Annotated in this window: 18 protein-coding genes and 1 other annotated feature; of the genes, 16 read left to right on the top strand and 2 right to left on the bottom strand. The window is 45.7% G+C overall.

From position 1 onward, the window contains the following. Positions 1–16 precede the first annotated feature (16 nt). The 6 genes from BVG16_RS10820 to leuS all read left to right on the top strand — a co-directional run bounded on the left by BVG16_RS10820 (position 17) and on the right by leuS (position 6,009). Entirely contained in the window at positions 17–613 is a 597-nt protein-coding gene (locus BVG16_RS10820; protein ID WP_078498597.1) for a nicotinate-nucleotide adenylyltransferase, read from the top strand. Continuing rightward, on the top strand, positions 597–1,169 hold the full coding sequence (gene yqeK, locus BVG16_RS10825) for a bis(5'-nucleosyl)-tetraphosphatase (symmetrical) YqeK (protein WP_078498599.1): 573 nt from the start codon (positions 597–599) through the stop codon (positions 1,167–1,169). Before BVG16_RS10820 ends, yqeK begins: the two co-directional genes overlap by 17 nt. A gap of 3 nt (positions 1,170–1,172) precedes the next feature. Next, positions 1,173–1,517: a ribosome silencing factor gene (gene rsfS, locus BVG16_RS10830; protein ID WP_078498601.1), complete on the top strand. Its 345-nt coding sequence runs from the start codon at positions 1,173–1,175 to the stop codon at positions 1,515–1,517. Further along, complete coding sequence (locus BVG16_RS10835; RefSeq protein WP_078498603.1) at positions 1,514–2,422, top strand: CvfB family protein; 909 nt, start codon at positions 1,514–1,516, stop codon at positions 2,420–2,422. Before rsfS ends, BVG16_RS10835 begins: the two co-directional genes overlap by 4 nt. Then, the gene (locus BVG16_RS10840) at positions 2,422–3,201 is read left to right on the top strand and encodes a class I SAM-dependent DNA methyltransferase (RefSeq protein WP_078499092.1); all 780 of its coding nucleotides are present in this window, start codon (positions 2,422–2,424) and stop codon (positions 3,199–3,201) included. The genes BVG16_RS10835 and BVG16_RS10840 overlap by 1 nt, the downstream gene beginning before the upstream one ends. A 63-nt stretch (positions 3,202–3,264) precedes the next feature. Further along, positions 3,265–3,495, top strand: a binding site (T-box leader). A gap of 72 nt (positions 3,496–3,567) precedes the next feature. Beyond that, on the top strand, positions 3,568–6,009 hold the full coding sequence (gene leuS, locus BVG16_RS10845) for a leucine--tRNA ligase (RefSeq protein WP_078498605.1): 2,442 nt from the start codon (positions 3,568–3,570) through the stop codon (positions 6,007–6,009). On the opposite strand, the gene comER is transcribed toward leuS, so the two are convergent. After that, a complete protein-coding gene (gene comER / locus BVG16_RS10850) occupies positions 5,990–6,835 on the bottom strand; it encodes a late competence protein ComER (RefSeq protein ID WP_078498607.1) in 846 nt (281 codons plus the stop codon). The two genes, leuS and comER, sit on opposite strands and share 20 nt — an antisense overlap. Before the next feature lie 108 nt (positions 6,836–6,943). Here comER and BVG16_RS10855 point away from each other — a divergent pair, with 108 nt between their 5' ends. From BVG16_RS10855 to holA, 6 genes are all read left to right on the top strand, one after another. Beyond that, positions 6,944–7,498, top strand: coding sequence for a ComEA family DNA-binding protein (locus BVG16_RS10855; protein WP_078498609.1), 555 nt, complete (start codon positions 6,944–6,946; stop codon positions 7,496–7,498). Positions 7,499–7,585: 87 nt separating this feature from the next. Beyond that, entirely contained in the window at positions 7,586–8,092 is a 507-nt protein-coding gene (locus BVG16_RS10860; RefSeq protein ID WP_078498611.1) for a deoxycytidylate deaminase, read from the top strand. A gap of 117 nt (positions 8,093–8,209) precedes the next feature. Next, the gene (locus BVG16_RS10865) at positions 8,210–10,804 is read left to right on the top strand and encodes a ComEC/Rec2 family competence protein (protein WP_078498613.1); all 2,595 of its coding nucleotides are present in this window, start codon (positions 8,210–8,212) and stop codon (positions 10,802–10,804) included. A gap of 171 nt (positions 10,805–10,975) precedes the next feature. Continuing rightward, entirely contained in the window at positions 10,976–11,521 is a 546-nt protein-coding gene (locus BVG16_RS10870; protein WP_078498615.1) for an RNA polymerase sigma factor, read from the top strand. Then, positions 11,518–12,771 carry a zf-HC2 domain-containing protein gene (locus BVG16_RS10875; RefSeq protein ID WP_078498617.1) on the top strand — a complete coding sequence of 418 codons (1,254 nt, stop codon included), beginning with the start codon at positions 11,518–11,520 and terminating at the stop codon, positions 12,769–12,771. The genes BVG16_RS10870 and BVG16_RS10875 overlap by 4 nt, the downstream gene beginning before the upstream one ends. Before the next feature lie 259 nt (positions 12,772–13,030). After that, positions 13,031–14,053: a DNA polymerase III subunit delta gene (gene holA, locus BVG16_RS10880; RefSeq protein WP_078498619.1), complete on the top strand. Its 1,023-nt coding sequence runs from the start codon at positions 13,031–13,033 to the stop codon at positions 14,051–14,053. Between the two features lie 66 nt (positions 14,054–14,119). Here the strand turns inward: holA and rpsT are convergent, their stop codons facing one another. Continuing rightward, the gene (gene rpsT, locus BVG16_RS10885) at positions 14,120–14,392 is read right to left on the bottom strand and encodes a 30S ribosomal protein S20 (RefSeq protein WP_078498621.1); all 273 of its coding nucleotides are present in this window, start codon (positions 14,390–14,392) and stop codon (positions 14,120–14,122) included. A gap of 191 nt (positions 14,393–14,583) precedes the next feature. Between rpsT and gpr the strand changes: the two genes are divergently transcribed. From gpr to lepA, 4 genes are all read left to right on the top strand, one after another. Then, positions 14,584–15,591 carry a GPR endopeptidase gene (gene gpr / locus BVG16_RS10890; protein WP_078498623.1) on the top strand — a complete coding sequence of 336 codons (1,008 nt, stop codon included), beginning with the start codon at positions 14,584–14,586 and terminating at the stop codon, positions 15,589–15,591. Between the two features lie 303 nt (positions 15,592–15,894). Next, on the top strand, positions 15,895–17,139 hold the full coding sequence (locus BVG16_RS10895) for a stage II sporulation protein P (protein WP_078498625.1): 1,245 nt from the start codon (positions 15,895–15,897) through the stop codon (positions 17,137–17,139). Between the two features lie 36 nt (positions 17,140–17,175). Next, positions 17,176–17,601, top strand: a complete 426-nt coding sequence (locus tag BVG16_RS10900; protein ID WP_078498627.1) for a hypothetical protein — start codon at positions 17,176–17,178, stop codon at positions 17,599–17,601. Positions 17,602–17,689: 88 nt separating this feature from the next. Further along, positions 17,690–19,504, top strand: coding sequence for a translation elongation factor 4 (lepA, locus tag BVG16_RS10905; RefSeq protein ID WP_078498629.1), 1,815 nt, complete (start codon positions 17,690–17,692; stop codon positions 19,502–19,504). Positions 19,505–19,565: the final 61 nt, after the last annotated feature.

The following is a 19,565-nucleotide window of genomic DNA, read 5'->3' on the forward strand; positions in this document are numbered from 1 at the left end:
GGGCGAAGGATTGCTCATGCATAAAGTCGGCATCTTCGGCGGGACCTTTGATCCCATTCATATAGGACATTTGCTCCTTGCGGAACATACGTGTGAAGTCTTGCATCTAGATGAGGTGTGGTTCATGCCGGCTGCAGACCCGCCGCATAAAGATTACCAGCCGCTCGCTACGGGGCAGGAACGGTTGGAAATGATTCGTCTGGCGATTGAAGGGCATCCGTTCTTTCGCTTGACGGATATTGAGATGGAGCGCGGTGGTGTTTCCTATACAGTAGATACCATCGAAGAGCTTCAACGTCGTCATGCGAACCATGCCTTTTCGTTTCTGATGGGCGCGGATATGGTGAATTATTTGCCTAAGTGGCATCGCATTGATGATTTGGCGTTACGTATTGAGTTTATTGGTGTGCAGAGACCGGGTACGACCTTACACTTGAATGAGTTACCTGCACATATACGCGATAAAGTGAAGATGGTTGAAATCCCGCTTATTGAATTGTCCTCGACGGAGATTCGGGAGCGTGCGAGTCAAGGCCGGTCTTACCGGTATATGGTACCGGAGCCAGTCCATCAATTCATCCAAAGGAATGATCTGTATGAATCGAAGTCGTGAAGCGATAATTGAAGCTGTGCGTTCTCAGATGCCTGCGAAACGTTGGGATCACACATTAGGTGTCATGACAACGTCCGTGAAGCTCGCAGAACAATATGGCGGCGACCCTGTAAGAGCAGAGTTAGCAGCGATTTTACATGATGTAGCGAAATATTGGCCGATCGATCGATTGGAACGGGTCGTACGTGAGCAGCATATGCCGGCGATCCTGTTGGAACATGATAAGCAGTTATGGCATGCGCCTGTTGGCGCATTTGTTGCAGAGAATGATTTTGGGATTACGGATCCGGAAGTATTGGATGCGATTCGTTATCATACCTCAGGGCGCGAACAAATGACCTTGATGGACAAAATCGTCTGTTTAGCAGACTATATGGAACCGGGAAGAGATTTCCCAGGTGTGAATAATATTCGTGAACTAGCCAAACATAGCCTTGAAGAGGCTTTGATTGCAGGATTTGATTCCACCATAGAACTGTTAGTATCGAAGAAAAAACGAATTTATCCGCTAACGATCTTAGCGAGAAATGATTTAATACAACATTTGGGAGGTTGACGAATGGCGGTTCAGTCCAAAGAATTACTAGAAATTGCAGTTACGGCAGCAGATGAAAAGAAAGCGATGAATATCGTTGCATTAGATCTTCAAGGGATTTCCTTGATTGCAGATTATTTTGTCATTTGCCACGGGAATTCAGATACACAAGTGAATGCGATCGCGACGGAAATCCGCAAACGCGTTCATGAAAAGGGTGGTATCGTTCGCGGAATCGAGGGCATGGATTCGGCTCGTTGGGTACTCATGGATCTTGGGGATGTTGTCGTGCACATCTTCCATCGTGATGAGCGTGAATATTACAACATTGAACGACTATGGTCTGATGCGAAAGTTGTGAATCTATGAGCTTAATCGCAGGTACAGTCGTCCAATTACCTATTGATCGTGAGGTATCTCCCTATGGCTTTTTTCTAACCAATGGGGAGCAGGATGTCCTGCTTCATTATTCGGAAATTATCGGTCAAGTGGAGCCGGGGCAAATCGTAGAGGTCTTTATCTTTTACGATACGGAAGATCGTCTAGCTGCGACAATGAAGACCCCTTATTTGACGTTAGGGGATTTGGCATTACTTGAAGTAGCGGATATTCATCCTCGTCTTGGTTGTTTCTTGGAGATGGGATTGGGTCGCCAACTGCTCTTGCCCATTCGCGAATTACCTGAGCTGAAGGAGCTTCATCCCCAAGTGGGGGATAAAGTGTTCGTCACGATGGATCATGATAAGCAAGGACGACTAAAGGCGAAGCTTGCTGGAGAACGCGAATTGGACCCGCTTACGTTCCATGCGCCAAGCACTTGGTTAAACCAGTGGGTCGAAGGCACGGTGTACAAAACCCTTCAAATGGGAACGTTCGTCCTTGTGGATGGCGGTGTTCTTGGTTTCGGGGTGATAGGAATGATTCATAGCTCGGAACGTGTGAATATGCTTCGTCTTGGCGAGCGCGTAAAAGCGAGAGTCAGCTTTATTCGAGAAGATGGACGGATCAATCTGTCGATGGCAGCTCGCAAAGAAGTTGGGCGTGAAGAGGATGCCGATCGTTTACTTGCTTTCATCAAAGAACGTCCGAATGGCGCGATGCCTTATTCGGATGCTACCCCGCCAGATATTATCAAGCAGCGCTTTGGGATTAGCAAATCAGCATTTAAGCGTGCGTTAGGTAAATTAATGCGCGAGGGGCTTGTGACGCAAAAAGATAACTGGACGTATCTAAAAACGGAGAATACCGAAAACGTGGAGAGCGATTCACAATGATGCAATCCTATGAGCAATTTGCCTATGTTTATGATGAACTGATGGCAGATATGCCTTACACAGAGTGGCTGCGATTCGCTCGCCAAGGCTGGGATACATATGGGAAGCCAAAGAGCATCGTTGATTTGGGCTGCGGGACAGGCAGTTTAGCCATTCCGTTAGCAAGCGAAGGTTATCGGGTGACAGGCATCGACCTATCAGCAGATATGCTTGCTGTTGCGCATCAGAAGCTCGATCAGTCGCCAGCAGGCAGCCGGTTGTTGCGGGAAGGGCGCATCCGCCTTGTACAGCAGGATATGAGGGAATGGGAGATTCCAGATGAAGTGGATTCCGTTATTTCTTTCTGTGATTGCTTGAATTATCTCGTGGAAGACGGAGATCTGGAGCAAGCCTTTCAACGAACCTATGCAGCACTCAAACCGGGCGGATCCTTCTTATTTGATGTGCATCATCCTCGCCAATTTGAAAAGTATGTCGCTGAGCAGCCTTTCATTTATGATGAAGAGAACATATCTTATATTTGGGTGTGTGATTATGAACCTTCCCTGCATGAAATTGAGCATCAATTAACGATTTTTGCTCGCGCTGAAGGGCAATCAGGTGGGCAGGATTTGTTCCAACGGTTCGAAGAAATGCATGTTCAGCGTGCGTATGATCCCGAATGGATTATGTCTCAGCTGCATGCCGTCGGATTTACGAGTGTGCATACGTTTGGGGATTTCACCTGGAACCAGCCAACGGATGAGACGAGCCGATTATTTTATATTGCATTGAAATAGTTGTTCTACCTTGACATAGACGTTGTCGATTTTTTATAATGAGCAGTATTAAGCTAGATATGGAAGAAGACTTTGATGAGGATTATTAGTTTTGATCGAATTCTGTCAGAGAGTCGGCGGGTGGTGAAAGCCGATGGTTCGTCAAAATCAACTCGCCTCTGAGTCATGCGGTCAACTCCAAGTGGATCAAATCGCATCGTTTCACCCGCGTTAAGGGTGCTAAAGGGAGCATTTGGCAAAGTATGCCAAGGGCTAACTAGGGTGGTACCACGGGAGCAACCTCTCGTCCCTAGCGACATGTTTGCGCTACGGATGAGAGGTTTTTTGTATGAAAAATGGTTGATATCGTAGGAGGATGAAGAGCGAATGACACAGGAAATTCAGCAATCACAAGGGTATAACCCATTTGTCATTGAACCGAAATGGCAGAAGTATTGGGACGCAGACAAAACATTTAAGACGATTGACGATCCAAGCAAGAAGAAATTCTACGCCCTGGATATGTTTCCGTATCCATCAGGTGCAGGCCTGCACGTAGGACATCCAGAAGGATATACGGCGACGGATATTGTATCACGTTATAAGCGTATGCAAGGATATAACGTCCTTCATCCGATGGGTTGGGATGCATTTGGGTTGCCAGCCGAACAACACGCATTAGATACGGGGGAACACCCGCGCGACATTACGGTGAAGAACATTAACAACTTCCGCCGTCAAATCAAGTCGCTAGGATTCTCCTATGACTGGGATCGTGAGATCAGTACAACAGATCCGGAATATTACAAATGGACGCAGTGGATTTTTATCCAATTGTACAAAATGGGTCTTGCATATGTCGCTGAAGTGCCAGTGAACTGGTGTGAAGCGCTTGGAACGGTTCTATCCAATGAGGAAGTGATCGATGGACTCAGTGAGCGTGGGAACCATCCGGTTGTGCGTAAGCCGATGCGTCAATGGATGCTGAAGATTACGGCTTATGCCGATCGTCTATTAGATGATTTGGAAGAATTGGATTGGGCGGAGAGCATTAAGGATATGCAGCGGAACTGGATTGGTAAATCCAAGGGGGCTGAAGTCAACTTTGCGATCGATGGCTATGAAGGGCAATTAACGGTATTTACGACGCGTCCTGACACATTATTCGGTGCTACGTATTGCGTGCTTGCGCCTGAGCATGAGTTGGTAGCGGCGATTACGACAGCGGAACAAGCTGATGCTGTAGCTGCGTATCAACTGAAAGCTTCGCATAAGAGTGATTTAGAGCGTACAGATTTGGCAAAAGACAAAAGCGGCGTATTCACGGGTGCCTATGCCATTAACCCAGTGAATGGTGAGAAATTGCCGATTTGGATCGCAGATTATGTGCTTGCCGGGTATGGATCAGGTGCGATTATGGCGGTTCCTGCGCATGATGAACGTGACTGGGAATTTGCTAAGAAATTTGATTTGCCAATTATTGAAGTCGTTCAAGGCGGGAATGTTCAAGAGGAAGCTTATGCTGGTGAAGGTGCACATGTGAACTCTGGCTTCTTGGATGGCTTGAACAAAGAAGATGCTATGGCTTCCATGATCGAGTGGCTTGAGTCGAACGGAAAAGGTCAAGGTAAAGTGACGTACCGATTGCGTGATTGGTTGTTCAGCCGTCAACGTTATTGGGGAGAGCCAATTCCGGTGATTCATCTGGAAGACGGAACCATGAAGACGATTCCGGAAGATCAGCTTCCATTGTTGCTGCCTGATGTGGAACATATTAAACCATCCGGTACAGGAGAGTCCCCGCTGGCGAATGTTACGGAGTGGGTAAACACGGTTGATCCGGAGACAGGAATGGCAGCTCGTCGCGAGACGAATACCATGCCGCAATGGGCGGGCAGCTGTTGGTATTACTTGCGTTTCATCGATCCGAAGAACAACGATGAATTGTGTGCGAAGGACAAACAACAAGCTTGGTTGCCTGTTGACTTATATATTGGCGGAGCTGAGCATGCCGTACTTCACTTGTTGTATGCCCGTTTCTGGCACAAAGTATTGTACGATCTGGGTATCGTCGATACGAAAGAGCCGTTCCACAAGCTTGTGAACCAAGGAATGATCTTGGGGATGAACAATGAGAAAATGAGTAAATCGCGTGGGAATGTCATTAATCCGGATGATATTGTCAACGAGTTCGGCGCCGATACATTACGGATGTACGAAATGTTCATGGGACCTTTGGAAGCAACGAAGCCTTGGAACACGAATGGGGTAGAGGGATCGTACCGTTTCTTGGCACGGATCTGGCGCCTCATCGTAACGGAGGATGGCGTACTTAATCCGAAGATTACCGATGGAGAAGGTAGTGAAGCATTTAAGCGGACATGGCATCGCACCGTGAAGAAAGTGACCGAAGATTTCGATGGTCTACGTTTCAACACGGCGATCAGCCAGTTAATGATATTTATTAATGAGGCTTACAAAGCAGAAGAATTGCCTCGTCAAGCGATCGAGAACTTCGTGCAGATGCTGGCTCCGCTTGCACCACATATCACGGAAGAGCTATGGGAACGTCTGGGTCACTCCGGTAGTATCTCTTATGTAGCGTGGCCAACGTATGATGAGTCGTTGACCGTCGATGCTGAAGTTGAGATTGTCGTACAAGTAAACGGAAAAATTGTTGAACGCATGATGATCGGCAAAGACTTGGACGAATCAGGTATGCAAGAAAAAGCATTAGCACAGCCAAATGTTCAAGCCGCGATGAATGGCAAGACGATTCGTAAAGTTATTGCTGTCAAAGGCAAGCTCGTTAATATTGTGGTCGGTTAACTTCCGTCCGGTTAAACAGAACGTTTAATTTTTCTAAATCTTCATCATATTTGGTATGGGTGGCTCGAATTAATTGATGGAAAACGCCCTGAAGCTCATTCTCTAACAAGTGAAGAGCTTCGGCGGTGATTCCGCCTGGGACGGCGACACGGGTCTGAACTTCTTCAGGCGTAAGTCGGCCCTCCGTTAATAATTTGCCTGTTCCTAGCACCATTTCACTGGCAAGACAGGTCGCTTGTTCCCGATTAATTCCCGTCGTTTCCACCGCAGCATCAATCCATTTTTGTAGAAAAAAAGCAATGAAGGCCGGTCCGCAGCTAGAGAAATCCGAAGTCACCCTGGTGTAATTTTCTTCAACGATTACAGGACGACTTATGGATTGCAACAAATCCTCCAGCAGCAACCGGTCTTTGCCTTTTATACGACTGCCATATATGCACAACGTTGCACCGCTCAATACGGAGTTCGTAATACTCGGTATGACTTTGGCAATTTTGCAGCGCAAATGATCTTCTAGATGAAGGATTTGCACTGGGCTCGTGATGGAGACAAGAATTTGATGATCCTGAACGATAGGTTCAATTTCATCGACAACTCTCTTAAATTGCATCGGTTTAACGCATAGAAATATGATTTCACTTCCGACTACCGTTTCGGTATTGGAGGTGGCAATTTGCAGCCCCGGATATTGAGATGCCAATTGATGAACCTTCTGCATGGTTCGATTACTGGCGATAATTTGCCCCGGTTCAAGTGCACCGGATTCAATGAACGATTCGATCAGCGTCCTGCCCATACTCCCCGTTCCGATGAATCCTACTTTCATCCTGATTCCTCCCTTATCTTGCTATGAGCACATTCTATTTTTTCAATATATGCACAATGGTTTGACCATCATGCTATGATATGACAATCTTTCAAAGAAGGTGACTAGATGGAACGACAAGGACAATCCATGTCTGACCGTAAAAGTTGGTTCATGTTCGGCCTTGTATGTATTGGGGTAAGTATATTGGTATTCGCTTGGATTCGTTCTTCCTCCGCCGCTGATATTCCGGGTTGGACGAAGTTGAATGATGGCATGGAACAGACGTTAACCTCGAATACATTGCAAGAAACAAAATCCAAAGATGTCTCTAGTACACAAAGCGCAACCATACAGACAGATACTTCTCCTGAGGTGAAACCTAAGAAAACCGATATCGTAGAAGCCCCGAGTCAGGCGATCATTCCGATACCATCCTCGCAAGTGAATAATGATATGCGTCAAGGAGAAACAAAGATCGAACCTGTTCATCAGCTTATTCCGTTGAATGCAGCCACGAAAGAACAGCTGATGGAGCTGCCAGGGATAGGTGATAGCAAAGCAAAGGCAATTATCGCTTACCGGGAGGCGCACGGGAAGTTTGCGTCGATTGATGAGCTTCGGAATGTGAAGGGAATTGGTCCCAAGGTGTTCGCTAAATTGAAACCGTTGGTTGGGTTGTAATGGTGTGAAAACCGTTGAAAATATACACCGTTATGAAAACATGCTACAATGGTCGCATCACTTAACTAAGCTGGAGATGAAACGAACATGCGTAAAGACTGGGATACTTATTTTATGGACATCGCCTACATGGTCTCAACACGCTCCCGTTGTCCGAGACGCCATGTCGGCGCCGTTCTTGTACAAGGCAAGAAGCTGCTCGGTACCGCCTATAACGGGGCACCTATGGGTGTACCTGATTGTGAAGAAGCGGGATGTATGATTGCAGAAGAATATGAATTGAAAATCATAGATGGACGCGAAGAGATGGTGAAGAAGCAGCGTTGTGTTCGAACCATTCATGCAGAGCAAAACTTATTGTTGTTCACAGACCGCAATGACCGGGAGGGCTCGATCGTCTATGTCACAGATCAGCCCTGCTGGACTTGTGCGAATATGTTAGCCAATAGCGGTGTGGTTGAAATCGTATACCATCGTCCATACCCGAAAGATAGTGAAAAAGTAATTACGATGATGGAGCATAAAGGAATTACCTTCCGCCACTTGGCAGGTTATCAACCGCCGAATGATACCGTGATGTCTGTCTCCAACTGATAGAGAAATAAGCAATCCAATCGTATATAACCATGAGGAAGAACCTTCAATCCTAACGCCAAACCTATGGCGAAGATGATTGAAGGTTCTTTTTGTTTAGGAGAGGTGGCAGGTTAGATGAAAATGTTCGACCGCAGGCCTATGGTATGGATCACCGTAAGTTGGGTCATAGGTATGGGCATGGCTTGTTTGTGGCAAGGGTTCGTTCTAGGGTTGATTGTGACGGGATTCCTTCTCGTTACATTGCCTTTATCCATATACTATCGCTTATCTTCAGTACATCACATGCTGATATATGGTCTGGTGTTGGTATGCGGAACGCTGTATTATACGTGGACCGATGATCACAATATGAGCCGTCTACCCGACATGACAGGGATCGGAACGGCTAAACTCGACAACGCCGAGGTGACGATGTTTGGGAGAATAACTTCACAAGTGGCGCTGGACGGAGATCGGGTAAGTTTTCAAATGGCGGCTGATGAATGGGGGACAGATGATCCGAAGCAACCGCTTCGAATTTCAGAGAATATCATGGTTCAAATTCAATTAATAGAGCAGCCTCAACAGCAGATTGCGTCTACCTGGCAGCGTGGAGATCACATCAACATATCAGGGACATTAAGATTTCCAGGTACGGCCCACAACTTTGGAGCTTTTGATTACCGGGCTTATCTGCGTCTGAAGCATGTGCATTGGATGCTCCAAGCGAAAGGCCTAGACTCCATCGTGACGGAGGCGCCAACCGCCTGGAATCAACAGACGATTCTACGTGGGAATGATGAAGTGCGTTTGAGACTGGGGCAGCAATTGTCTCTGCTATTCACTCCGCCTCACGATGGATATATGAAGGGACTTGTCATTGGAGATAGCGGTGATCTGGATCCAGAAAAATTCCGTGACTTCTCGAAGCTGGGACTTACCCATATTCTAGCGATATCGGGCACACACGTTGCGGTGTATGTGGGTTCTTTTTTATGGTTGTTTCGGCGTCTGCGATGGTCGAAGGAAAAGAGTCTTCTGATCGTCATGTGTTTAATACCACCGTATGTATTGATATCAGGCGCATCGCCTTCCGTCATTCGTGCCGGCATGATGTCGATGATTGCGTTATATGCCCTTCGTAAGCAGATCCTGAAAGATGGTCTGCATATCTTATGTCTTGCTGCACTCGTGATGTTACTATGGAATCCGTATTACATTCTAGATGTGAGCTTTCAGTTATCATTTATTGTTACTGCGGGGTTGATTCTATGGGTACCGCGCATTCAACGCAGGCTGCCCTTCAGGTCAGCATGGCTGGCTAGTTTGGTAGCTATTTCGAGTGTTGCGCAGGTGGTATCGTTTCCGTTAACGATATACTACTTTAATCAAGTATCGCTTCTATCGCTTCTCGCTAACTTTGTATTCGTACCCTTGATTAGTTTTATTGTTCTACCATTTGGGTCAATCGCACTAGTTCTAAGCTTTATTCATCCAGCGATTGCCAATCTGCTCGTATGGCCTACGGAATGGCTTAATACGTGGTGCTTTGGTCTGATTACATGGATGAATCAATCGAATACTTTCGTCATGATTTGGGCGTCGCCACCGATTTGGTGGATCCTGATCTATTACGCGCTTGTTGAAATCGGTGTACGTATGATCGGAGAACGAAAATCTACTATACCAGGGCCTGGCGAAGTTTCTCATGAAGACACCCTTCCGTTAACTCCGGATTTGGCGGGACATCCACAGGGGCAATCTAGAGCTTGGAAGAGACGAGAGCTGGTGTCACGAAGCGGATACCTGCTTGTTGGCAGCTTATTTCTGCTGTATGCGTACAATCCTACATTCTATGATCATCACGGATACGTTCAATTTATGGATGTGGGGCAAGGAGATAGCATTCTCATCCGAACGCCGGAGGGTAAGCATATGCTTGTGGATGGGAGTGGAACCGTGAGATTTGGCCAAAAGGGTGACGAATGGAAGGCTCGTGAAGAGCCGTATGAAGTCGGACGAGAGCTGCTGGTGCCACTATTGAAACAGCGTGGTGTTCATCAATTGGATGCGCTCATTTTGACCCATGAGGACCAGGATCATGCTGGAGGGTTGCAGGCCGTCCTGGAAGAAATTCCTGTAAAGGCATTTATTTTCAACGGAACATTCAAGCCCAATGCCTCGATGTCCAAATTGTTCAGAACGGCACTGGATCAAGATATCCCTTTATATCAGGCGAATCCTTCCATCCCCATGCAACTGGATACCGAGACGAAGGTACAGTTTATCTATCCCACCGCAACACTTGGAGATTCCTCGCGTATAACGTTGATGAACGAGCAAAATGATCATTCCGTCGTCTTCCTATTACATATGAAGCATGCACGGGTTCTATTTACTGGAGATATAGAACAGGGTATAGAGCAAGAAATCGTGGAGCAATTAGAGAGGCTTGGGGGAAAATCAGCATCTAGGCAAGGTTCGGTTGATGTATTAAAGGTTGCGCATCATGGCAGTAAAACTTCGACATCTGAACGCTGGTTAGATTATTGGAACCCCAGAACTGCCGTGATTTCCGTGGGCGAGCATAACACCTTTGGTCATCCCAGTCCCCAAGTCATAGATCGACTGGAACAGATGGGGATAGATATTTATCGCACAGACCTATATGGGGAAGTTCAGATGCGTATACACGACAACAGCATAGATGTTAGAAGGCTTATCGAATGAACAAAGTGGTCACTTAAATCATTTTCTGTTATCCTAAGACAAGAACTCTAGCATGTGAAAAAAAGTATCAAAAAGATTTGCCAAATATTTATTATGAATTTTGGTCGCAACATTGCAACAATTTCGAGTATGAAACCGTCTGTAATGTTGCAAGAGGGGAGGATCCTAGTAGTGGTAGAGCAAGAACTCATTCGAGCTGCTCAGTCGGGCGATCGCGACGCACTCATCACTCTATTGCGTAATATTGAAACACACGTCTATCGTACAGCCTACTATATTCTCAATAATGAACAGGATGCAATGGACGCTTCTCAGGAAGCTTTAATTCGTATTTATTCGAAAATAAATTCCTATGAAGAGAAAGCCCAATTTAAAACATGGGTGCAACGTATTGTAACTAACATATGTATTGATAAATTCCGTCGCAATAAACCGTCGGTCTCTATTGATGAGCATGAGCTCGTATTTCAAGGGGACGATAATGTGGAACAGGAAGTCATGTCCACATATGTAGCCAAAGATATTCAAGAGGCAATAGAGAAATTGCCTGAACATCATCGGGCGGTCGTTGTGCTGAGATACTTACAGGATTTCTCCTATAATGAGATCGCAGATGCGCTCAACTTGCCGTTAAATACGGTGAAGTCCTATTTATTCCGAGCACGGCAACAATTGCAATTATTACTACATGATTATCAGAAGGGTGGTGTTCGATGATGAATTGTCCAGAGGTGATGGAATTAATGAATAGATATGTGGATGACGATCTGAACAAGATCGAAATCTCCCACCTAATGGAGCATTTGAAACAGTGCTCGGATTGTTCCGAAATGTTCGAACGTCTCAAACACCTATCCGCAGAACTCGAGAATATGCCGAAAGTCATGCCTAAATTCAGTCTTGTTGATGCGATTATGCCACAACTTGATCTATTAGATTTGGAGCAGCAGCAGAACGCAGCGGTACGTGAAACATCATCACCATCGGTGATTGTGCCGATGAAACCCCGTTGGAGAGATCGGATGCCTTTCCGTACCCTTGGCGGAGTTGTAGCTGCTGGATTTATAGTCGGACTATTTCTACTATTTAACAAACCGGATTCGGTTCAACAAGCGGATATGGAATTAACGAGTGTACAAGAGTCATCTGCTGACAAGAGTATGGTTATGAATGAGAGTCAGACCTTAGATAAAGGAAAGACATCCACGGCTCCTTCAACAGCTACGTATGATGCTGGAACGGACACCAAAGCAGCAGATGAGCCGAATAAAGCGGATAACTTGAATGAAACAAAACCTGCGGATCAAGGTAAAGCTCCAGATGAGCCTGCCCCAAAGGACACGCAGCAAGAAAAACCTGCAACCGTGCCTTCTGAGCAGGATACGAAGTCAACACCTCCGACCAAAGGTGAAAAATCAGGTCAACAAGACCATAAAGTGGGAGGCAGCGGCGGAGAGCAGCAGGTTCCTACGACGAAACCGGACGCTAAGCCAGATACTAAATCGGATCCTAAATCGGACGCAGGCTCGTCCAATCAACAGTCGAAAAAATCTGATAATGGGCAAGGGAATGACAACTCGGGTAATACAGACAAAAGCTCTGATCAGGAGCAGGATCGCCGGTCTATTTCTCAAGAAGTTGAAGATAAAGGATTCGAGTCCAGTGACATGATGGGTCTGATGTCCTTAGCAGCACCGGGTTTCGATACGTCGCTTGCTGACGCCCATATGGAAGTACGCTCAGAAGATAAAGCCTTCCGTGCGGTATTCGATGAACATAAGTTGGTCGTTTATAATGGCAAGAAGAAAGTGCTGTATAAACAGACATTAACAGACGGTATGGTAACGAATCCGATGTGGTCCGAGGATCAGAAGACCTTCACATTTGAATTTTCGTCCAAAAATGCAGATGGGACATTCGGTGAGCCGGAGCTCATGACCATTACGCCGAAGAAGTCCAAATCATAAATTTACATTGGATTTGATGCACACTTTTACGCCGCCGTCGTATACTATACAAACAACAAGTCTGCGGCGCCGTTGCGTCGTATGATCGTTCGCTAAGAAGAACCTAGGACTTCTTCGCGAATGTTTATATAGATGCTATGGGACAGAGGGATTACGCATGCAATTAGCGTAGTCCCTTTGTTGTCGTTAAAGCATCATTATAGTTGGCGAGGGACAAGCTTTTTTGTTAAGATAACTGTAGTAGAAGGGGGAGCGACTGGTGGATTACAAAGCAGCTATGCGCGATATACACAAAGGAAACATACAGCCGATCTATGTTTGTTATGGAACGGAAAAATATAGAATGGATGAATTCGTACAATACTTAACCCAAAAATTGATCGATGAAGAGCATCGCGACTTTGCGCTAAGCAAATATGATTTAGGGGAAGTGCCGATTGATACCGTGATCGACGAGGCACAGACATTGCCTTTCCTCGTTCCGCGCAAACTAATCATTGTTCGAGACCCATCCCTGTTCATCGCAGGAGGCAAAGAATCAGCCAAAATCGAGCATCGGGTCGAAAATCTTATCGCTTATCTAAATAGTCCAGCGGAATACAGCGTCATTGTATTTATTGCGCAAGGTGAGAAGTTAGATGAGCGGAAGAAAGTCGTCAAGGCGGTGAAAGAGAAGGGAGCCTTGATTTCGTTCATGCCCTTAAGCGCTGAAGAACTGTTGCAGTGGGTCGCCAAGCAGGCTGAGCAACACGCTTGTTCATTGGCACCGGGTGTAGCTGAGCTGCTCGTCAATTACGCAGGTACGCATTTACAGACGTTATCCGCAGAGATCAATAAATTAAGTCTATACGTCGGACAAGGTGGCATGATCGATCAGGAGACGGTGAAGAGCCTCGTCGTGCGGAATACGGAACAGAATATTTTCGCGTTGATCGAGGAGATTGCCAATCTACGTGTAGATCGCGCGCTCTCCATTATGTATGATCTATTGAAGCAACGGGAAGAGCCTATTAAAATTTTAGCGTTAATTGCTAGACAGTTCCGGATTATGCTGCAAGTGAAGGAATTGACGCGACAGAGCTACTCCCAGCAGCAGATCGCATCACAAGTTGGTCTGCATCCCTATGTCGTCAAATTAGCTGGAGAACAAGCGCGTAAATTCGAAGGTGAACGGCTGGCATCGATTTTATCAAGTATTGCGGAATTAGACTATGAAATGAAGACGGGGAAGAAAGAAAAAGTGTTAGGTTTAGAGTTGTTTTTGCTAAGATTAGCTGTCTAAATGTAAAAAAGACATATAAAAAAGCCCTTGAGAGTGATCTCGAGGACTTTTTTTTGTTCGCTAACCTTACGCTTGTGCGGAAAGAGCGTTTAATTTTTTCGCTAAACGAGACTTCTTACGAGCTGCTGCATTTTTATGGATTAAGCCTTTAGTTACAGCCTTGTCCAGCTTTTTGGAAGCAACTTGAATTGCACTCTTAGCTACTTCAACTTCAGTACCAGCTACAGCTACATCAGCAGCTTTAACAGCAGTACGAAGAGCGGACTTTTGAGAAGCGTTAAGTAAACGACGTTTTTCATTTGTTTTTACGCGTTTCACAGCGGATTTAATGTTTGGCATTGCATTCACCTCCTGTAAGGCATTACTACCTACGATAACTGGAACCAATAGAGATTCCACAACTTAAAATAGTTTATCACGCGACTTCACAAAAATCAAGGAAAGAATCCGTATCGTAGAATATGCGCGATTTGAATAATCATAGGCAACTCCTCGCACACTATAGAAAATGAATGTGAAGGAGCAACGAAATGAGCGACCAATTGGATTTGCAGCAGTATTCGGTTCGGACGGACCTTGCGCTAGAAGCTAGAGAAATGGCAACTGCACAGCACGGATGTACGATTCCGGGTGTTATGGAGCAAGTGGATGAGGATCGGGGTATTAAGGTGACACGGATTGATGTGGAGACCGATGCGGGTGCTCAAATTCTAGGGCGTGTCAAAGGTCACTATATTACGATTGAAGTACCTGAACTTCGCAATAAAGACACCGATCTTCAAGATCGTGTGGCAACAAAGTTCGCGCAAGAATTCGCCTCTTTTCTCGTCAAGCTAGGCATTAAGGAAATGGACAAGGTGTTGATCGTCGGATTAGGGAATTGGAATGTGACGCCGGACTCGCTAGGCCCTTTAGTCGTGGAGAATACCATGGTGACACGCCATTATTTTGAATTAACACCAGACCAAGTGAATGATGGATACCGTCCAGTGAGCGCCGTCGCTCCAGGCGTATTAGGTATTACAGGAATTGAATCGAGTGAAATCGTGCAAGGCATTGTGGAGAAAATCAAGCCGGATCTGATTATCGCGATCGATGCCTTGGCCTCCAAAGCATTAGAACGTGTGAACACCACGATTCAAATCGCCGATATCGGTATACATCCTGGATCAGGGATAGGAAATAAGCGTAAAGGTCTTACCCAAGAGATTCTAGGTATCCCTTGTATTGCGATTGGCGTACCTACCGTGTGTTATGCATCAACCATCGTGAACAATGCCATCGAAATGATGCGGACACACTTTCAACAAGAAACGAACAATACAAAGCAGATTCTCGGGATGTTAGATGAAATTCCTGAAAATGACCGACTTGCATTAGTTAAAGAAGTCCTTCAGCCTTTAGGTCATGATCTGATTGTGACACCCAAAGAAATCGATGAATTTATTGAGGATATTGCGAATATTATCGCCAGTGGTCTGAATGCTGCATTGCATAAGGCCGTGGATAAAGACAACGTGGGAGCGTATACCCACTAGCGTTTCCTTCCCCTCCTCCCCTCCTCTCAAAAATCGGATCAAGACTTTGAAAAAGAATTGATGGAAGTCCTATTTGGATTTTTAAGAAAAGGAGGAGGGGGATCTCTTGTAGGAGCCTGCGTTCGCTCTTTGGTAGCTGCGGACAAGAAGCGACCGAAAAGAGAGCCCCTCTCCTCTTTTACAAAATCAATTCATAGACTTGCATCAATGCCTATCTTTTTCAATTCTCTTGATCCGATTTTTGTTCTATCTGCTAGATTCGGCTCATATAGTAAATCATCGCTAGATTCAGGAGGAGATGCTATGAAGCCGACCACATTCCAAACGATACATATTCCTAAGATGAAGCAACGGATGATGCAAATACTCGTGATGGGCAGAACGTTCGCAATACTCACGTTGTGCTCGATGCTCTTTTTTATAATGTTAGGTCTAGGGACGATGCTGCAGAAGCAATGGAATACGTCACCTAGTACGTCGATGAAAGGATTCGCAGCAGCCGTTTCAAGTCACTTTTTTTTGGACATGCTAGGAATGGAAGTACCGCACTTATCGACAAGTACGGAAGAGCCCATTTTATCGCGACAGAAGCTAAGTTCCTTTCTTTTTCAAATGCTAACGAACGTCAACCCATCGGACCCAAAGAGCCTACTATCACATGAGTTGCCGGGATTAGGTAGAGATGACGCCGTTCCGCTTCGGACAGCCATTGGGAATGGTGCCATGACGGCTCCAGAGGATTTTAACGATTCCCCGGCGATTCAAGAACCACCGCTAGCACTGCCTACCCCTTCGGTTGAGATACCCTTACCAGGGGCAACGCAAGTCCCTACGAAAGTACCAGCCAAAGATATCGACGCAGGTAAAACAACAGACGGCACCAAGCAAGCGATCAGCGGCAAGAAGTTTGTCTTTATCTATCATTCGCATAACCGGGAATCTTGGAATCCAGAATTAAGCAAGAAGATGAAAGAACCGAACTCTGCGACGAAAAATATTACACTTGTTGGACAACGGTTAGCCGAAAAGCTAGAGCAATTAGGTGTTGGAACCCTTCATTCCGAAGAGGACTACGCCGCAACGGTGAAATCATACAACTGGAATTATTCTTATAAATATTCTCGGACAACGGTGAAGGAAGCGATGACTCAGAATCAGGATCTGCAATTTTTCTTCGATATTCATCGGGATTCTCAGGCGCGTAAGAAAACAACGGTAACGATTAACGGAAAAGATTACGCACAAGTCTATTTCATTATTGGGCATGGTAATAAGAATTGGCGTGAAAACGAAGCTTTCGCTAACAAAATTCATGCCAAGTTGGAGAAAGAGTATCCTGGCATTTCTAGAGGAATCTGGGGGAAAAGCTCCGCGAATGGAAACGGAGAATATAATCAATCTCTCTCACCGAACAGCTTCTTGATTGAGATCGGCGGGGTAGATAATACGCTGCAAGAAAGTTATCGGACCGCAGATATCTTAGCAAGGCTCATTGCGGATGAAGTATTCCAAGCTGAGAAAGTAAATGCAAAAGCAACGAAAAAATAAAGATATTTATTACATAGAGGGAAAGGGGCGTTACACATGTCCATTTTTCAAAGAAGAGTATTTGCCATGGTTGCGATGGTAGCGGTTGGTGTCATGTTGGGACTAAATTTAGCTTCATCAGGAATTGAACGAATTCAGGGTCCGGCAGCCCTTCAGAACAATCCGCCTGCCTGGGCTGTCCAACAACAGATACCTACAGCGGAACAACAATCTAATTCACAGATGGAAGTTCAGTACCCGCAGACGTCGAATACGAAGCAACAAGCAAATCAGCAGACAATCACGAAGGATGGAGTTTTGGATGGGAAACATACGGCAGCGCAAGAAGACTATATTGCCTTAGTTCCCACGAAACAGCCAACCGTAGATAAATTAGCAAGCACGACAGGTGGGGTCCTTGAATCCGTGTCTCATAAAGGAATTGAATGGGTTGTGTCCATGTTCAGTTCGATTCTGGATTAAGGATTTGTCCCCCACCATTGAAGGGTTTTCACACAACTGCTATAATGAGTAAATTGAAAACATTTTGGCTTTGTAGTGGGGGTAAGGAATGACGGACATTCAAGCTCGACAAAAGAAAATTAGAAATTTCAGTATTATCGCACATATCGACCACGGGAAATCAACCCTAGCGGATCGGATTTTGGAATATACCGGCGCGTTGTCGCAACGTGAAATGCAGGCGCAAGTGTTGGACCAAATGGATTTAGAGCGTGAACGCGGTATTACAATTAAACTTCAAGCCGTACGTTTGGAATACAAAGCAGACGACGGAGAGACTTATTTGCTGAACTTGATTGATACACCAGGACATGTCGATTTTACGTACGAGGTATCACGAAGCCTGGCTGCATGTGAAGGCGCACTGCTTGTTGTCGATGCAGCCCAAGGGATCGAGGCACAGACGTTAGCGAATGTGTACTTGGCACTTGATAATAATCTGGAAATTCTGCCAGTTATTAATAAGATTGATCTGCCTAGCGCAGATCCGGAACGTGTGAAGGAAGAAATCGAAGATGTTATTGGGTTGGATGCGAGCGACGCAGTACTTGCATCTGCCAAAGCAGGAATCGGAATCAAGGAGATCCTGGAGCAGGTCGTATCTAAAGTTCCCGCACCAACAGGGAACCCGGATCAACCACTAAAGGCTTTGATATTCGATTCTCACTATGATGCCTATAAAGGTATTATCGTGTATGTTCGGGTTATTGACGGCTCCATTCGTGCAGGGTCGAAGATCAAGATGATGGCGACGGAAAAAACCTTCGAAGTTATCGAAGTGGGTGCGTTTATGCCGCGGATGGGTATCGTGGACGAGCTTAACGTAGGCGACGTAGGATTTATCGTGGCTGGGATTAAGAACGTGAAGGATACTCGCGTCGGGGATACGGTGACGGATGCGAAAAATCCAACGCCTGAGCCATTGCCTGGTTACCGCCGTATTAATCCGATGGTATATTGCGGTCTGTATCCGATTGAATCCTCGGATTACACCGATTTGCGTGAAGCGCTTGAGAAGCTGGAGCTGAACGATGCATCGCTTCGTTTTGAACCGGAAACATCGAGTGCCTTAGGATTTGGATTCCGTTGCGGATTCTTAGGACTTCTGCATATGGAAATTATTCAAGAGCGGATTGAGCGTGAGTTCAACATTCCGTTGATTACGACGGCACCAAGTGTTATTTATCGTGTTACATTGACGAACGGTGAAGTGCTTACCATTGATAACCCGTCGAACTACCCAGAAGTTGGACGTATTGATTTTGTAGAAGAACCGTATGTGAAGGCAGCGATTATTGTACCAAATGATTATGTTGGGGCAATTATGGAGCTGTGCCAAGGCAAACGCGGCGAATTTATCAACATGGAATATTTGGATACAAACCGTGTTACGATTACGTACGATATGCCGCTTGCGGAAATCGTCTATGATTTCTTCGATCAGCTGAAATCGAGCACAAAAGGGTATGCATCCTTTGATTATGAAGTGTCAGGATACCGTAAATCCAACTTAGTGAAGATGGATATCATGCTGAACAGCGAGCAAGTTGATGCATTGTCCTTTATCGTACACAGAGACCGTGCGTACAACCGTGGCCGTATCATTTGTGAGAAGCTGCGCGAATTGATCCCGCGTCAAATGTTCGAAGTGCCGATTCAAGCATCTGTCGGTACCAAAATTGTAGCCCGTGAGACCGTCAAAGCCATGCGTAAGAACGTTCTTGCGAAATGTTACGGGGGCGATATTTCACGGAAACGTAAATTACTCGATAAGCAAAAAGAAGGTAAGAAACGCATGAAGCAAGTCGGTAGTGTTGAAGTGCCGCAAGAAGCCTTCATGGCTGTGCTACGAATCGACGAGTAATCTGCTGATAGATGTTGAAGATGAAGGGGAGCCTCGTGCTTCCCTTTTTTTAGATAGAAGA

The sequence above is a fragment of the Paenibacillus selenitireducens genome, assembly GCF_002021565.1.
Lineage (GTDB): Bacteria > Bacillota > Bacilli > Paenibacillales > Paenibacillaceae > Paenibacillus_K > Paenibacillus_K selenitireducens.

Bases quoted from the DNA above. Each gene is read 5' to 3' on its own strand.
- BVG16_RS10840 (WP_078499092.1), top strand. From the start codon at position 2,422: ATGCAATCCTATGAGCAATTTGCCTATGTTTATGATGAACTGATGGCA.
- BVG16_RS10865 (WP_078498613.1), top strand. From the start codon at position 8,210: ATGAAAATGTTCGACCGCAGGCCTATGGTATGGATCACCGTAAGTTGG.
- BVG16_RS10895 (WP_078498625.1), top strand. From the start codon at position 15,895: ATGAAGCCGACCACATTCCAAACGATACATATTCCTAAGATGAAGCAA.
- leuS (WP_078498605.1), top strand. From the start codon at position 3,568: ATGACACAGGAAATTCAGCAATCACAAGGGTATAACCCATTTGTCATT.
- comER (WP_078498607.1), bottom strand. From the start codon at position 6,835: ATGAAAGTAGGATTCATCGGAACGGGGAGTATGGGCAGGACGCTGATC.
- BVG16_RS10875 (WP_078498617.1), top strand. From the start codon at position 11,518: ATGATGAATTGTCCAGAGGTGATGGAATTAATGAATAGATATGTGGAT.
- BVG16_RS10835 (WP_078498603.1), top strand. From the start codon at position 1,514: ATGAGCTTAATCGCAGGTACAGTCGTCCAATTACCTATTGATCGTGAG.
- BVG16_RS10820 (WP_078498597.1), top strand. From the start codon at position 17: ATGCATAAAGTCGGCATCTTCGGCGGGACCTTTGATCCCATTCATATA.
- yqeK (WP_078498599.1), top strand. From the start codon at position 597: ATGAATCGAAGTCGTGAAGCGATAATTGAAGCTGTGCGTTCTCAGATG.
- rpsT (WP_078498621.1), bottom strand. From the start codon at position 14,392: ATGCCAAACATTAAATCCGCTGTGAAACGCGTAAAAACAAATGAAAAA.
- BVG16_RS10860 (WP_078498611.1), top strand. From the start codon at position 7,586: ATGCGTAAAGACTGGGATACTTATTTTATGGACATCGCCTACATGGTC.
- BVG16_RS10900 (WP_078498627.1), top strand. From the start codon at position 17,176: ATGTCCATTTTTCAAAGAAGAGTATTTGCCATGGTTGCGATGGTAGCG.
- gpr (WP_078498623.1), top strand. From the start codon at position 14,584: ATGAGCGACCAATTGGATTTGCAGCAGTATTCGGTTCGGACGGACCTT.
- lepA (WP_078498629.1), top strand. From the start codon at position 17,690: ATGACGGACATTCAAGCTCGACAAAAGAAAATTAGAAATTTCAGTATT.
- BVG16_RS10855 (WP_078498609.1), top strand. From the start codon at position 6,944: ATGGAACGACAAGGACAATCCATGTCTGACCGTAAAAGTTGGTTCATG.
- rsfS (WP_078498601.1), top strand. From the start codon at position 1,173: ATGGCGGTTCAGTCCAAAGAATTACTAGAAATTGCAGTTACGGCAGCA.